11 protein-coding genes are annotated in these 13,904 nt (G+C 69.4%); 6 read left to right on the forward strand and 5 right to left on the reverse strand.

Annotated elements, in window-relative coordinates:
- Window positions 1-103: 103 nt before the first annotated feature.
- Window positions 104-1,600, reverse strand: a complete 1,497-nt coding sequence (locus tag L324_RS20020) for a CoA-acylating methylmalonate-semialdehyde dehydrogenase (protein ID WP_037310815.1) — start codon at window positions 1,598-1,600, stop codon at window positions 104-106.
- Window positions 1,601-1,755: 155 nt separating this feature from the next.
- Between L324_RS20020 and L324_RS20025 the strand changes: the two genes are divergently transcribed.
- Together L324_RS20025 and L324_RS20030 are read left to right on the forward strand one after the other, a co-directional pair.
- A complete protein-coding gene (locus L324_RS20025; RefSeq protein ID WP_037310525.1) occupies window positions 1,756-3,378 on the forward strand; it encodes a PucR family transcriptional regulator in 1,623 nt (540 codons plus the stop codon).
- Between the two features lie 59 nt (window positions 3,379-3,437).
- Window positions 3,438-3,803 (forward strand): SSI family serine proteinase inhibitor, encoded by a 366-nt coding sequence (locus tag L324_RS20030; RefSeq protein WP_037310527.1) that lies wholly within the window; start codon window positions 3,438-3,440, stop codon window positions 3,801-3,803.
- Window positions 3,804-3,921: 118 nt separating this feature from the next.
- Here L324_RS20030 and L324_RS20035 read toward each other — a convergent pair whose 3' ends face one another.
- The 3 genes from L324_RS20035 to L324_RS20045 form a co-directional block, all read right to left on the reverse strand.
- Window positions 3,922-5,481, reverse strand: coding sequence for a DUF4153 domain-containing protein (locus L324_RS20035; RefSeq protein WP_037310818.1), 1,560 nt, complete (start codon window positions 5,479-5,481; stop codon window positions 3,922-3,924).
- Window positions 5,482-5,624: 143 nt separating this feature from the next.
- Entirely contained in the window at window positions 5,625-6,662 is a 1,038-nt protein-coding gene (locus L324_RS20040; protein ID WP_037310530.1) for a HAMP domain-containing sensor histidine kinase, read from the reverse strand.
- Window positions 6,659-7,342 carry a response regulator transcription factor gene (locus L324_RS20045; protein ID WP_037310821.1) on the reverse strand — a complete coding sequence of 228 codons (684 nt, stop codon included), beginning with the start codon at window positions 7,340-7,342 and terminating at the stop codon, window positions 6,659-6,661. Before L324_RS20045 ends, L324_RS20040 begins: the two co-directional genes overlap by 4 nt.
- A gap of 241 nt (window positions 7,343-7,583) precedes the next feature.
- Between L324_RS20045 and L324_RS20050 the strand changes: the two genes are divergently transcribed.
- The 4 genes from L324_RS20050 to L324_RS20065 are packed head-to-tail and all read left to right on the forward strand — an operon-like array spanning window position 7,584 to window position 12,333.
- Window positions 7,584-9,155 carry an NCS1 family nucleobase:cation symporter-1 gene (locus L324_RS20050; RefSeq protein WP_037310533.1) on the forward strand — a complete coding sequence of 524 codons (1,572 nt, stop codon included), beginning with the start codon at window positions 7,584-7,586 and terminating at the stop codon, window positions 9,153-9,155.
- A complete protein-coding gene (locus L324_RS20055; protein ID WP_037310537.1) occupies window positions 9,106-9,948 on the forward strand; it encodes a nitrilase-related carbon-nitrogen hydrolase in 843 nt (280 codons plus the stop codon). The genes L324_RS20050 and L324_RS20055 overlap by 50 nt, the downstream gene beginning before the upstream one ends.
- Window positions 9,948-11,333, forward strand: a complete 1,386-nt coding sequence (hydA, locus tag L324_RS20060; protein ID WP_037310540.1) for a dihydropyrimidinase — start codon at window positions 9,948-9,950, stop codon at window positions 11,331-11,333. Before L324_RS20055 ends, hydA begins: the two co-directional genes overlap by 1 nt.
- Window positions 11,334-11,343: 10 nt before the next feature.
- Entirely contained in the window at window positions 11,344-12,333 is a 990-nt protein-coding gene (locus L324_RS20065; RefSeq protein WP_037310823.1) for a TIGR03842 family LLM class F420-dependent oxidoreductase, read from the forward strand.
- Between the two features lie 74 nt (window positions 12,334-12,407).
- Here L324_RS20065 and L324_RS20070 read toward each other — a convergent pair whose 3' ends face one another.
- Window positions 12,408-13,901, reverse strand: coding sequence for an FAD-dependent monooxygenase (locus L324_RS20070; RefSeq protein ID WP_037310826.1), 1,494 nt, complete (start codon window positions 13,899-13,901; stop codon window positions 12,408-12,410).
- Window positions 13,902-13,904: the final 3 nt, after the last annotated feature.

Genomic DNA, 13,904 nt, shown 5'->3' on the forward strand with positions numbered 1-13,904 from the left:
CTCACAACGAGTTTACGGAAGGAGGAGTGTCCAGGGGTAAAGGCCTCGTGAGTGGTAATGACGGTTAGAACCGTCATTACCACTCACGAGCGGCCTGCGGACCTCAGCTGTTGCGCGGGAACCCGAGGTTCACTCCGCCCTGCGAAGGATCCGGCCACCGCGAAGTGACCACCTTCGTGCGCGTGAAGAAGTGGAAGCCCTCCGGCCCGTAGGCGTGGGTGTCGCCGAACAGCGAGTCCTTCCAGCCACCGAAGGAGTAGTAGCCGACCGGCACTGGGATGGGCACGTTCACGCCGACCATCCCGACCTCGACCTCGTTCTGGAACCGCCGCGCGGCCCGCCCGTCGTTGGTGAAGATCGCGGTGCCGTTGCCGTAGGCGTTGGCGTTGACCAGCTCCAGTGCCGCGTCGTAGCCCTCGGCGCGGGTGACCGAAAGGACCGGTCCGAAGATCTCGTCGGTGTAGACCGGCATCTCCGGGGTCACGTGGTCGAACAGGGTCGGGCCGAGCCAGAACCCGCCGTCCTCGCCGTCGACCTCGACGCCCCGTCCGTCGACGACGAGCCGGGCGCCCGCCTCGACCCCCGCTTCCACATAGGACTCGACGCGTTCGTGGTGCGCGGCGGTGACGAGCGGCCCCATCTCCGACGTCGGCCGCCTGCCGTCGCCGACGCGCAGGCGCGTGATCCGCTCGGCGATCTTCGCGACCAGCTCGTCGCCGACCGGGTCGACCGCGACCACGACCGACACCGCCATGCACCGCTCCCCCGCCGACCCGAAGCCCGCGGAGACGGCCGCGTCGGCGGCGAGGTCGAGGTCGGCGTCCGGGAGGACGACCATGTGGTTCTTCGCGCCGCCGAGGGCCTGCACGCGTTTCCCGTGCCTGGTCCCGGTTTCGTAGACGTACTTCGCGATCGGCGTGGACCCGACGAACGAGATCGCCTTGACGTCGCGGTGTTCCAGCAACCCGTCGACCGCGACCTTGTCCCCGTGCAGGACGTTGAGGACGCCCTCGGGAAGACCCGCTTCGGCGAACAGTTCCGCGATGAACACCGCCGCGGACGGATCCTTCTCACTCGGCTTGAGCACGACGGTGTTGCCGCAGGCGAGCGCGTTGGGCACGAACCACAGCGGGACCATGGCCGGGAAGTTGAACGGCGAGATCACGCCGACGACGCCCAGCGGCTGGGCGATCGAGTAGACGTCGACGCCGGTGGAGGCGTTCTCGCTGAAGCCGCCCTTGAGCATTTGCGCCGCGCCACAGGCGAACTCGACGTTCTCGATGGCGCGCGCGATCTCACCCGCGGCGTCGGATTCGACCTTGCCGTGCTCGCTGGTGACGATCTTCGCCAGCTCGTCACGCCGGGCCGAGAGCAGCTCACGGAAGGCGAACAACACCCGCGTCCGCCCGGCCAGCGACGTCCCGCGCCAGCCCGGGAGCGCCCGGGACGCGGCCGCGACGGCGGTGTCGACGTCGTCCTGCGCCGCGAAGGCGACCTTCGCCCGCACCTGACCGGTGGCCGGATCGAACACGTCGCCGGACCGTTCGCTCACGCCCTCGAACGGTTTGCCGTCTATCCAGTGGTTGATGCGGTCGGTGATGCGGTCGGCCACGGGTTCTGTCCTCCTGATCGCCGGATGCCTGCTCCGGTCGAGTCTGGGTGCGCGCGCCACACCGACGCCATCGGCAACGTGTACGGACTCCCGGTCCCGGCCGTACAGTCTGTCTCTCTGCGTTCCGACCAGGTGGGAGGCCGATGTACCCGACCGTCGCCGAGGTGCTCGCGCTGCCGGTGCTGCGTCAGGGCAGGCCCCATGTGGTGGCGGGTGCCGCCGGGCTGGACGCGCCGGTCCGCTGGGCGCATGTCGCCGAGGTCGCGGACATCGCGCCCCTGCTGCGGGGCGGGGAACTCGTGCTCACCACCGGGGTCGCGCTGCCCGATGACGGCGCCGCGCTCGCCAGGTACGTCGCCGACCTGGCCGGGGTCGGGGTCGCCGGGGTGATCGTCGAACTGGTCCGTCATTGGAGTGACAAGCTCCCGTCCGCGCTGGTCGACGCCGCGGACCACCATGGCGTTCCGCTGGTGACCCTGTCGCGGGAAACCCGGTTCGTGTCGGTCACCGAGGCGGTGAACGGGCTGATCGTGGACGCCCAGGTCGACGAACTCCGGGCGGCGGAACGCGTCCACGAGACCTTCACCGCGCTGACGGTCGCCGGCGCCGAGCCGGGCGACATCCTGCGCGAGGTCGCGCGGCTCACCGAGCATCCCGTCGTGCTGGAGACGCTGTCGCACGAGGTCCTCGCCTACGACACGGCGGGCACCGACCCCGCCGAACTCCTGCCCGGCTGGCCCTCGCGGTCGCGACCGGTGCAGGTCGGCGAGCGGACCGGTTTCCACCCCGGCGCGGGCTGGCTGGTCACCGTGGTCGGCGCGCGCGGGCACGACTGGGGGCGGCTCGTCCTCGTCTGCGGGGATCCGCCGCCGCGGCGGCATGTCGTGGTCGCCGAACGCGCCGCGTCCGCGCTCGCGGTCCACCGGCTGGTCGCCAAGGACACCGACGGCCTGGAACGCCAGGCGCACCGGGCGATCCTCACCGAACTGCTGGCGAATCCGGTGCCCCCGGCCGAACTCACCGCGCGGGCCTCCGCGCTGGGTGTGCCGCTGACGGGACGGCTGCTGGTCGGGGTCGCCGTCCGCCCCCGGATCACCGAGACCGCCAGGACCGCCCAGTCGACCCCGGTGCTGCTGAGGGAATTCGCCGAGGCGACCGCGCTCGCCGCGCGGCGGGCGAAGGTGTCCGCGCTGGTGGCCGCCGACGACACCCTGGTCCGCGCGCTGATCGCGCTCTCGCCGGAGGCGGGGGTGGACGCGGTCCTGCGACGGCTGGCCACAGACGTCCACGAGGCCCGCTCCGGCGCGCCCGCCGTGGTCGCGGTGGGGACCACGGGCACCGGACCGGCCGAGGCACGCCGCACCCTCGTCGAAGCCGCGCAGGTCGCGGCCGCCGCACTGACCGGGAACGCCGAGCGCCTGGTCCACCGGCTCGACGACGTCCGGTTGCGGGGGCTCCTGCATCTGCTGGCGGGCGACGAACGGCTCACCGCGTTCGCCGCGCGGGAACTCGGCCCGCTGCTGAGCCGCGACGCCGCACAGGGCAGCAGACTCGTTCAGGCGTTGAGGCATTACTGCGAGCACGGCGGCAACAAATCGGCGGCCGCGGCGGCCGCGCACACCTCCCGCACCGCCTACTACCAGCAGCTCGCCCGGATCGAGCAGGTGCTCGGGGTCCGGCTGGAGGATCCGGAGTCGATGCTCTCCTTGTACGTCGCCCTGCTCGCCCACGACATCCGAGCAGCCGACGACCACACGTCCGGGTGAGTGAATCTCACCCGAGCGTGGAACACAGTGACCGGGTCACGTCAGCCGATAGGGTTGATATGGCTTTCTTCGAACCGATCGGCGCCTGCGTGCTCGCGCTGGCCTGCATGGCCCCCGCGCAACCGGCCGAATCCACGTTCCAGCTGACCAGCCACCACACCAACGGCCGGATCGGCACCGTCTCCCTCACCTGCCAGCCCACCGGCGGCTCACACCCGAAGCGCGGCAAAGCCTGCGCCAGTCTGTCCAAAGTGGACGGTAAGTTCGACAAGCTGAGCGGGGAACCGCGGACCTGCACACTGGAGTACGCCCCGGTGGACGTCTCCGCGGTCGGCAAGTGGCGCGGTGAGCCGGTCACCTTCCGCACGTCCTACCCGAACCCCTGTGTCGCCGACGCCGAATCCGACGGCATCTTCTCCTTCTGACCGCCAAGGACAGGTGACCGCCGGGCCTCCCCCTCGGTGGCCCGGCGGTCGCCGCCGTTCACCGCCGCCTTGATCGCCCTCACCCCCAGGAGGGCGATCAAGGCCGTGGTGCCACGGCTCAGCGACGGGCCGGGTAAGGGCATCTCGCCCCGTCCGCTGTGGCAACGGGGGTCTGACGCGCGAGGGCCCGGCTCAGGTTCCATTCACGCCAATCATCTTCCGAGATGCCCATCACGACCGGTCCGAGCACACAGGACCGCAGCGGCTCCGGGAGCCGGTCCGCCGCGGGGACGACGTCGGCGGAAAACCTCGACAGGTAACCGGTGTCGAGGGTCTTGCCCGCCGCGATCCGGTCGATGTTGCGGTCGGCGATGAACCGTTCCGGATCCAGGACGGCCAGTCCCAGCAGGGCCGCGACGGCGGCGCCGATGGCCGCACGCGGCAGCCACGCCGAGCGCAGCGGGACCAGAGAACCCAGGATCAGCAGGAAGATCAGGCCGATCCAGAGTTCGCAGACCTCGACCAGCAGCCGCAGCACGGTGAACCCGTACGCCTGCTGATATGTCCACATGCGACTCAACGCCGACGCGACCAGCACCAGGCTGAGCACGCTCAGCACGCCGAGCAGCCCGCGCTGCCACGCGCGGTCGGCCTTCGAAGACCTCGGCGCCCACCGCAGTGCCGCCGCGACCAGCAGCAGGGTCAGGACGGTGATGGCGGAAAGCTGCCAGAACCCGCTCCTGGCGTATTCGGCCGCGGTCAGGCCACTCGTGCGCAGGACGTACTCGGTGCCGCCGAACAGCACGACCAGGCGCACCGCGACGAAACTCGCGAACAGCAGCACGAGTACACCGAGCGGCAATGCCCATTCGAGCCGGTGTGCCAGTCGTCTGCGCGGAGCGTCGTCGTCGGCGGGCAGGGGCGGCGCCGCGAGGAGATAGCACGCGCCGATGACGGCGAACGCGGCCACGGTGAAGAGGAAACCCCAGCGCACGAACGTTTCCGGGTTCAGCTCGGGGATCACCGCGTCGACGACGTTCGCGAACGCGGCGTCGGCACCGCGCAGCAGCGGGACGAACACCAGCAGCAGCCCGGCGCTGGCCAGTACCGGCACCAGGAACCTCGGCCTGCCACGGCTTTCCGGCTTCTTGGCCAGTTTCCCGAGCCCGCGCCCGATCCACGGGATCGCGAGCAGTGCTTCGATCGGCACCGCGAAGACGTCGTAGATGATGGTGTTCACCGTGCGCTTCCCGACCACCGCGAGGGATCCCGCGACGCACGCGGCCAGGACGCACAACACGTTCAGCCACGTCGACGCGCGGAACATGCCGACCGCGAGCAGTCCGAGCGCGGCCACCGCCCACAACACGCTGGCCAGGCCGAAATGCGGCTCGGCGGTACCGCGGGCCCGCTTGTCGGCGAAGTAGACGGCCACCGCGAAGGCGAGTCCGGCCACGAACCAGCCGACGCCGGGATCGTCCGGCAGGGTGACGGCGGCGATCAGCCCTGCCGCGACCGCCGCGGGCAGGACCGAACCGGGCAGCGGGACGATCGCGGACTTCGGCGGGACCCGTGGCCGCATCAGCACCGGGATCGGCGGCGCGGGCGGCAACGTGGCCGTCGCCCCTGTCGCCGGGGGCGACGCGTGCGCCTGCCTGTCCTCTTTGTTTTCGCTCATCGAATCCTCGCTCATCGAATCCTCCAGTTTGCGAAAGCACATTCCGTGGCGGGCGAGGAGGGGCTGAAGGGGCCCTTCGCCTCATCTCATGCGGTGAAGGACGCTTTCGCCCCATCGCATGCGGCGAAAGTCCCCTTCAGCCCCTAAGGAACGGGGATCACGACGCGGATGACGCAACCCGGCCGGGCTTCGGGGCTGACGACGGCGATGCTGCCGTCGTGCAGATCGACCACCCACCGGGCGATCGCGAGGCCGAGACCGGTGCCCCCGCCGCCTGCCCGCTCACCGCGGGTGAACCGTTCGAACACGCTGTCCCGCTCCCCCGGCGGGATCCCGGGGCCCTCGTCCTCGACCTCGATGACGACGTCGGCCTCCCGCGCCTCCGCCCGCACCCGGACCTCGCCGCCGGACGGCCCGTGCCGGACCGCGTTGTCGAGGAGGTTCACCACGACCTGGTAGAGCCGGCCGCGATCGGCGACGGCCATCGCGCCGGGCGGCTGGACGTCGACGGCGAACCGCACTCCCCGGCCGGTCGCGGCCGCGGTCACCCCCGCCTCGGCGGCGACCTCCTCCAAAAGCAGTTCGAGGTCGAACTCCTCCAGCTGCAACGGGAACGCCCCCGCGTCGATCCGGGAAAGATCGAGCAGTTCGGAGACCAGCCTGCCGAGCCGTTCCGTCTGCTGCAGCGCGGTCTTCAAGGTCGCCGGATCGGGTTTGGCGACCCCGTCGACCAGGTTCTCCAGCACCCCGTTCAGCGCGGTGATCGGCGTGCGCAGTTCGTGGGAGACGTTCGCGATGAGTTCGCGCCGCCGCTGGTCGGCGACTTCGAGGTCGGCCGCCATCTGGTTGAAGGCGTGCGCCAGTTCGCCGACCTCGTCGCGCGCGGTCGCCCGGACCCGCCGGGTGTAGTCGCCCTTGGCCATCGCCCTGGCGGCGGCGGTCATCTCCCGCAGCGGCCGGGTCATCCCGTGCGCCAGGATCTGCGAGGTGACCACCGCGAGCACCATCGCGGCCATCGTGGTCCTCGGCGGCAGCCAGCCGATCTGCCAGTTGAAGAAGGCGAACGCGATGCCACCCGAGGACACCAGCAGGATCGCGAGCTTGAGCTTGATGGAGCGGACCGGGTCGAGCGGTCTCGGGAGCGCGTCGACGATCCTGCCGAACAGCGGGCGCGGCTTCACGAGCCCACCTCCAGGGCGTACCCGACGCCGTGCACGGTGCGGATGAGGTCCGCGCCGAGTTTCCGGCGCAGTGCCTTGATGTGACTGTCGACCGCGCGGGTGCCCGATCCGGTGCCGGCGACGTCCCAGTCCCAGACCTCGCTCAGCAACCGTTCCCTCGGCTGCACCGCCCTCGGCCGTTTCGCGAAGTGGACGAGCAGGTCGAACTCGATCGGCGTCAGCTGCGCGGGAGTGCCCGCCCGCGTGACCCGCCGTTCCTCGACGTCGATCTCCAGGTCGCCGAGCACGATCTTCATACCGGCTTCGCTCACGTCGGTCCGGGCCGACCGTTCGACGCGGCGCAGCAGCGCGTGCACCCTGGCCGAGAGCACCCGCATGGAGAACGGTTTGGTGAGGTAGTCGTCCGCGCCGACGCCGAGACCGATCAGCATGTCCGTCTCGTCCGACCGGGCGGTCAGCATCAGCACCGGGACCGGGCGGCGGGCCTGGATCCGGCGGCAGACCTCGAGCCCGTCGAACCCCGGCAGCATCACGTCCAGCACCACCAGGTCCGGTTCCCGCGCGGCGTCCACCTCGACGCCTGTCGGCCCGTCGTGCGCCAGGTCCACGGTGAAGCCCTCGGCCCGCAACCGCGCGGCGATGGCCTCGGCGATGGTCACGTCGTCCTCGACGACCAGCACCCGGCGTCCTCCCAGTTCCATGGGGATGACTGTAAGCACCGGCCGTGGAGACCATCCGGGTGAACTGTGGAGATCCTGTGGAGATGTTTCGCCCCGATTGCCGGATTGCGACGGCTGTGTGTGTGACGCAGGTCATGCATCAGGGGCCGCCGAACGCAATCGACAGTCTGCGCTCCGACGCCATCAACAGTGAACAGTCTGCCAGTCCCACCCGCGCGGCGCGGGCGAGCACGATTCCGCAATGGAGCCGACGGCACGCGGAACACAGCTCGTGCATCCTGATGGCCGGGTAGAACTCGGCGAGGTCGAGTCCTTGAAGGACAGCCGCTTCTACAACGAGGAACTCGCCCCGGTCCCGGTGGAAAAACGGACCTGGACCACCTACAACTACTTCGCGCTGTGGATGGGGATGGCGCACAACATCCCCTCGTACGCGCTCGCCGCGTCCTTGATCGCGCTCGGCATGGACTGGATCCAGGCGCTGATGACGATCACCATCGGCAACCTGATCGTGCTCGCCCCGATGCTGCTCAACAGCCACGCCGGGACGAAGTACGGCATCCCGTTCCCGGTGTTCGCCCGCGCCTTCTTCGGGATGCGCGGCGCGAACCTCGCGGCGCTGCTGCGGGCGTTCATCGCGTGCGGCTGGTTCGGCATCCAGACCTGGGTCGGCGGCGAGGCCGTCTACATCATCGTCGGACGGCTGGCGGGCTCCGGCTGGAAGGATTCCGCCGTCGTCCTCGGCCAGCACTGGACGCTGTGGCTTTCGTTCGGGCTGTTCTGGCTGTTCCAGATGCTTATCATCTGGCGCGGGATGGAGGCGGTGCGGAAGTTCGAGAACTGGACGGCGCCGCTGGTCTCGGTCGGCTTCCTGATCCTGCTCGGCTACGTGCTGGTCAAGGCGGGCGGACTCGGCCCGATCCTGTCCGAACCCGGGAAACTCGGCTGGGGCCCGGACTTCTGGAAGGTGTTCGCGCCCTCGCTGATGGCGATGATCGCGTTCTGGTCGACGCTTTCGCTCAACATGCCGGACTTCACCCGCTTCGGCGGCAGCCAGGGCAAGCAGGTCCGCGGCCAGATCCTCGGCCTGCCGACCACGATGACCTTCATCGCGATCGTGGCGATCCTGACCACCTCCGGCGGCAGCGTCCTCTACGGCGAGCAGATCTGGGACCCGGCGAAACTGGCCGACCGGTTCGACTCGCCGATCGTGGTGGTGGTCGCGCTGATCGCGCTGGTGCTGGCGACCGTGTCGGCGAACCTCGCGGCCAACGTGGTCAGCCCGTCCTACGACTTCTCCAACGCGTTCCCGAAGAAGATCACCTTCGCCGTCGGCGGGCTGATCACCGGGATCATCGGCATCGTCATCCAGCCGTGGCGGCTCTACTCCGATCCGAACATCTACATCTTCGCGTGGCTCGGTTTCTACGGCGGTCTGCTCGGCGCGGTCGCCGGGGTGCTCGTCGCCGGGTACTGGGTGGTCAAACGCACCGAGCTGAACCTGCGGGACCTCTACGCCGAGCGCGGCGTCTACTGGTTCAACGGCGGCTGGAACTGGCGCGCGCTGGTCGCGACGCTGGTCGGCGCCGTGCTCGCGGTCGGCGGCGCGTACGGCGGGCCGTTCCCCGCCGACGGGCTGATCCCGTTCCTGAAACCGCTCTACGACTACAACTGGGTCGTCGGACTGGCGGGCGCCTTCGTCGTCTACCTGCTGCTGGCCCTGCCCGAGCACAAGCGCACCGCCTATACAGAGGAGGAAGCAAGTGAGCGACCTGGTCCGAGCCGGATTGATCCAGCAGCGGTGGACGGGTGACAAGGAGTCGATGATCGCCAACGCGGTCGAAGCCATCGGCAAGGCCGCCTCGCAGGGAGCACAGGTCGTCTGTCTGCAGGAGTTGTTCTACGGGCCGTATTTCTGCCAGGTGCAGGACACCGACTACTACTCCTACACCGAGGGCATCCCCGACGGGCCGACGACGAAGCTCATGCAGGAGGTGGCCGAACGCCACGGCGTCGTGCTCGTCGTCCCGATGTACGAGGTCGAGCAGCCGGGCGTGTACTACAACACCGCCGCGGTTATCGACGCCGACGGCACCTACCTCGGCAAGCACCGCAAGAACCACATCCCGCAGGTGAAGGGGTTCTGGGAGAAGTTCTACTTCCGGCCCGGGAACCTGGGTTACCCGGTGTTCGACACCGCGGTCGGCCGCATCGGCGTCTACATCTGTTACGAGCGGCACTTCCCCGAGGGGTGGCGCGCGCTGGGCCTGGCGGGCGCGAAGATCGTGTTCAACCCGTCGGCGACCAGCCGGGGGCTTTCGGAGTACCTGTGGCGGCTGGAGCAACCCGCGGCCGCGGTCGCGAACGAGTACTACGTCGGCACGATCAACCGGGTCGGCGTGGAACCCTTGGGCGACAACGACTTCTACGGTCAATCGTATTTCGCGGACCCCCGCGGCCAGCTCGTCGGCGAAGCCGCGTCCGACACCGAGGAGGAGATCGTCGTCCGCGACCTCGACATGGCGAAACTCGCCGAGGTCCGTGATCTGTGGGCGTTCTACCGAGACCGCCGTCCCGACAGCTACGGACCCCTCGCGGAGGCGTGATGACCACCCTCATCAAGGGCGGGCAGGTGCTGTCCACGGCGGGCGCCTCGGCGGCGGACGTCCTCGTCGACGGCGAGACGATCGCGGCCGTCGGCGCGCCGGGCACCCTCGGGCCCGCCGACGAGACCATCGACGCCACCGGGAAGTACGTGCTGCCCGGCGGGATCGACGCGCACACCCATATGGAGATGCCGTTCGGCGGCACACATTCCGTCGACACCTTCGGCACCGGGACGACGGCGGCGGCGTGGGGCGGGACGACTACGATCATCGACTTCGCCGTCCAGGCCAAGGGCACTTCACTGCTGTCCACTATGGACAAGTGGCACGAGAAGGCCGACGGCAACTGCGCCATCGACTACGGCTTCCACATGATCGTCTCCGACGTCAACGATTCGTCGTTGAAGGAGATGCAGGCCTGTGTCGACGGTGGCGTCGGCAGCTTCAAGATGTTCATGGCGTATCCGGGGGTGTTCTACTCCACCGACGGGGAAATCCTGCTGGCCATGCAGAAGGCGCGCGAGATCGGCGCCACGATCATGATGCACGCGGAGAACGGCATCGCGATCGACCAGCTGGCCGCGCAGGCGTTCGCCGCCGGGAAGATAGACCCGGTGCAGCACGGCCTCACCCGGCCGCCGGAGCTGGAGGGCGAGGCGACCTCGCGCGCGATCCAGCTGGCCAAGGTGACCGGGGCGCCGCTGTACATCGTGCATCTTTCGGCGTCGCAGGCACTGGCGGCCGTCGCGGAAGCGCGCGACACCGGGCAGAACGTCTTCGCGGAGACATGTCCTCAGTATCTCTATCTGTCCATTGAGGACTTGGCTAAGCCGGAATTCGAGGGTTCGAAGTATGTCGCTTCTCCCCCGCTGCGGGAGAAGTCGCATCAGGCCGATCTGTGGCGAGGACTGCGCACCAACGACCTCTCGGTGGTGTCGACGGATCACTGTCCCTTCTGTTTCAAGGACCAGAAGGAACTCGGTCGCGGCGACTTCCGCGCGATCCCCAACGGGATCCCCGGCGTCGAGCACCGGATGGACCTGCTGCACCAGGGTGTCGTGGCGGGCGAGCTGACCCTCGGCCGCTGGGTCGAGACCTGCTCGACCACCCCGGCGCGGATGTTCGGCCTGTACCCGCGCAAGGGCGTCATCGCCGCGGGTTCGGACGCGGACATCGTGGTCTACGACCCGAACGCGAAGCAGACGTTGTCGGTCGAGACACACCACATGAACGTGGATTACTCGGCCTACGAAGGCATGGAGATCACCGGCAAGGTCGAGACGGTGCTTTCCCGGGGCCGCGTGGTGGTGTCACCGTCCGGGTTCTCCGGGAGTACGACGCACGGGAAATTCCTCTCGCGCGACCTGAACCAGTACCTGAACTGAGGTGGTGGCCATGGACTTCGGCATAGTTCTCCAGACCGATCCGCCCGCCCGCGAACTGGTGCGGCTCATGAAGGCCGCCGAGGACCAGGGTTTCCGCTACGGCTGGACGTTCGACTCGTGCGTGCTGTGGCAGGAACCGTTCGTCATCTACTCGCAGATCCTCGCGGCGACGTCGTCGATGATCGTGGGGCCGATGGTGACCAGCCCGGCCACCCGCGACTGGTCGGTGATGGCGTCGACCTTCGCCACGCTCAACGACATGTACGGCAACCGGACGGTGTGCGGCATCGGCCGCGGTGATTCGGCACACCGCGTCGTCGGGATGCCACCGTCCACTTTGGCCACCGTGCGCGACTGCATGCACGTGGTCAAGGAGCTGGCCGAGGGCCGCGAGGTCCTGTTGCGGGACAAGCCGGTGCGGATTCCCTGGATCCGCAACGGCAGGCTTGAGATGTGGATGGCCGGATACGGGCCGAAGGCGCTGAAGACGGTCGGTGAGCACGCGGACGGCTTCATCCTCCAGTGCGCCGATCCCGCGATCGCGCGGTGGACCATCGGTTCCGTCCGTGAGGCGGCCCGCGCGGCGGGGCGGGATCCCGGCGGGATCACCATCTGTCTCGCCGCTCCGGCGTATGTCGGCGACGACCTGGCGCACCAGCGGGAACAGCTGCGCTGGTTCGGCGGGATGGTCGGCAACCATGTCGCGGATCTCGTGGCGCGCTACGGCGATTCCGGTCCGGTGCCCCGCGAGCTGACCGACTACATCCGGGAGCGGCAGGACTACGACTACGCGCACCACGGACGGGCGGGCAACCCCTCGACCGACTTCGTGCCGGACGAGATCGTGGACCGGTTCTGCCTGCTGGGCCCGTCCTCGGCGCACGTCGAACGGCTGGAGGAGCTGGCTTCGCTCGGTGTCGACCAGTTCTCGTTGTACCTCATGCACGATCAGCGGGAAGAGACCCTGAAGCGGTACGGCTCGGAGGTCATCGGCCGCTGACGACCCGCGTTTCGTCCTCTGAATGCGTTCCTTGCACGCGCGACTACCGCATTCAGAGGACGAAATGCATGGGATCAGGCGCCGAACCAGGCGGCCAGGGCCTCGCGGAGGCCTTCGGTGTCGCCGTCGCCCGCCCAGGCGATGTACCCGTCCGGGCGGATCAGCAGGACGTCCGCGGGCCGGTCCTCGGCCTTCGCGGTGCGGACGTCCACAAGCCCTTCCGCCGGCTCGCGCAGTTCAGGACGGTCTGCGAGGTCGAGCAGGACGGGCCGCGCGTCGCGCAGCAACTCGGCGACGCTCGTCGCGCCCTGATCGGTCTCCAGCGCGAGATCCGGGACGAACGTGCCGGCGAGCGCGTGCGTGGAACCCGGCATCGGGTAACGCGTGTCGGTCCCGGCGACGTGGGAGGCCAGCCGGCGCGCAGCCTGCTCGTCGTCCAGAAGCTCCTGGAAGACCGCCCGCAGTGCCTCGGCGGCTTCGTCGTGCCCGCGCCGCAGCGCGACCTGCGCCCGGGACTGCAGCAACGCGCGCGCACCCGCGGCGTGCCGTTCCGCGTGATAGGTGTCCAGCAGTCCCGCCGGTGCCCGCCCCTGGATCTCGGCGGCCAGTTTCCAGGCGAGGTTGACCGAGTCGGACATGCCGACGTTGATCGCCGTCCCGGTCGAGGGCAGCAGGTGGGCCGCGTCGCCCGCCAGCAGGATCCGGCCCTCGCGGTAGCGCTCGGCCTGGCGGGCGGAGAACTGGTAGCGCGAGAGACGGACGGGATCGCCCAGCGGGACGTCCCCGCCGAGCACGCGGCGGATGCTGTCCCCGAGTTCGGTCAGCGTCATCGGCACGTCGTCGTCGATCTCGCCGGGATCGTCCTCGGTGGTCTGGATGAACAGGATTCCCGGGGTGAGCGAGCCGAGCGCGAACACGCCGGTGCCGGTGCGGGTGAAGCCCGCCTTGATCCGGCCCAGTTCCGGCGTCTCGATGTCGCCGTTGTCGTGCACGGTCAGGCGATCGGGGATGCTCACCTGCCCGATCCGGTTGACCTCGGGATAGGTGGTGCCGGGGAAGCCGATCCCAGCCATCGAACGGACGGGACTGCGTCCGCCGTCGCAGCCCACGAGGTACTGGGCGGTGACCTCGTACGTCCCGTCCGGACCACGCACCTCGGCGGTCACCGACTCGTCGTCCTGGCTCACGCCGACGACCTCGTGTCCGCGGCGAAGTTCCGCGCCGAGGCCGGTGGCGTGCTCCTCCAGCAGCCCTTCCAGCAGCTGCTGGCGGACCGACAGCGCCTTCAGCGGGGGCTCCTCGAACCGGGTGAGGTCGACATGCACCCCACCGAACGGGAACCGGTCGGCCGGGACGGGATCGGTGACGAGTGCCCGCACCCGGTCCAGCAGGCCGCGGTAGTGCAGCAGGTCCAGGATCTGCCCGCTGAGGCCGTGGGCCTTCGGTGTCTTCCCCCGTTCCGGCCGCCGTTCCAGCACCAGCGGGCGCACGCCTGCCAGCCGCAGTTCCGCGGCCAGCATCAGCCCGGTCGGGCCGGCACCCACGATGATCACATCGACGTCCGTCAAGTT

The sequence above is a fragment of the Amycolatopsis orientalis DSM 40040 = KCTC 9412 genome, assembly GCF_000478275.1.
Classification (GTDB): domain Bacteria; phylum Actinomycetota; class Actinomycetes; order Mycobacteriales; family Pseudonocardiaceae; genus Amycolatopsis; species Amycolatopsis orientalis.

Bases quoted from the DNA above. Each gene is read 5' to 3' on its own strand.
- L324_RS20025 (WP_037310525.1), top strand. From the start codon at position 1,756: ATGTACCCGACCGTCGCCGAGGTGCTCGCGCTGCCGGTGCTGCGTCAG.
- L324_RS20030 (WP_037310527.1), top strand. From the start codon at position 3,438: ATGGCTTTCTTCGAACCGATCGGCGCCTGCGTGCTCGCGCTGGCCTGC.
- L324_RS20035 (WP_037310818.1), bottom strand. From the start codon at position 5,481: ATGAGCGAAAACAAAGAGGACAGGCAGGCGCACGCGTCGCCCCCGGCG.
- L324_RS20050 (WP_037310533.1), top strand. From the start codon at position 7,584: ATGGAGCCGACGGCACGCGGAACACAGCTCGTGCATCCTGATGGCCGG.
- hydA (WP_037310540.1), top strand. From the start codon at position 9,948: ATGACCACCCTCATCAAGGGCGGGCAGGTGCTGTCCACGGCGGGCGCC.
- L324_RS20065 (WP_037310823.1), top strand. From the start codon at position 11,344: ATGGACTTCGGCATAGTTCTCCAGACCGATCCGCCCGCCCGCGAACTG.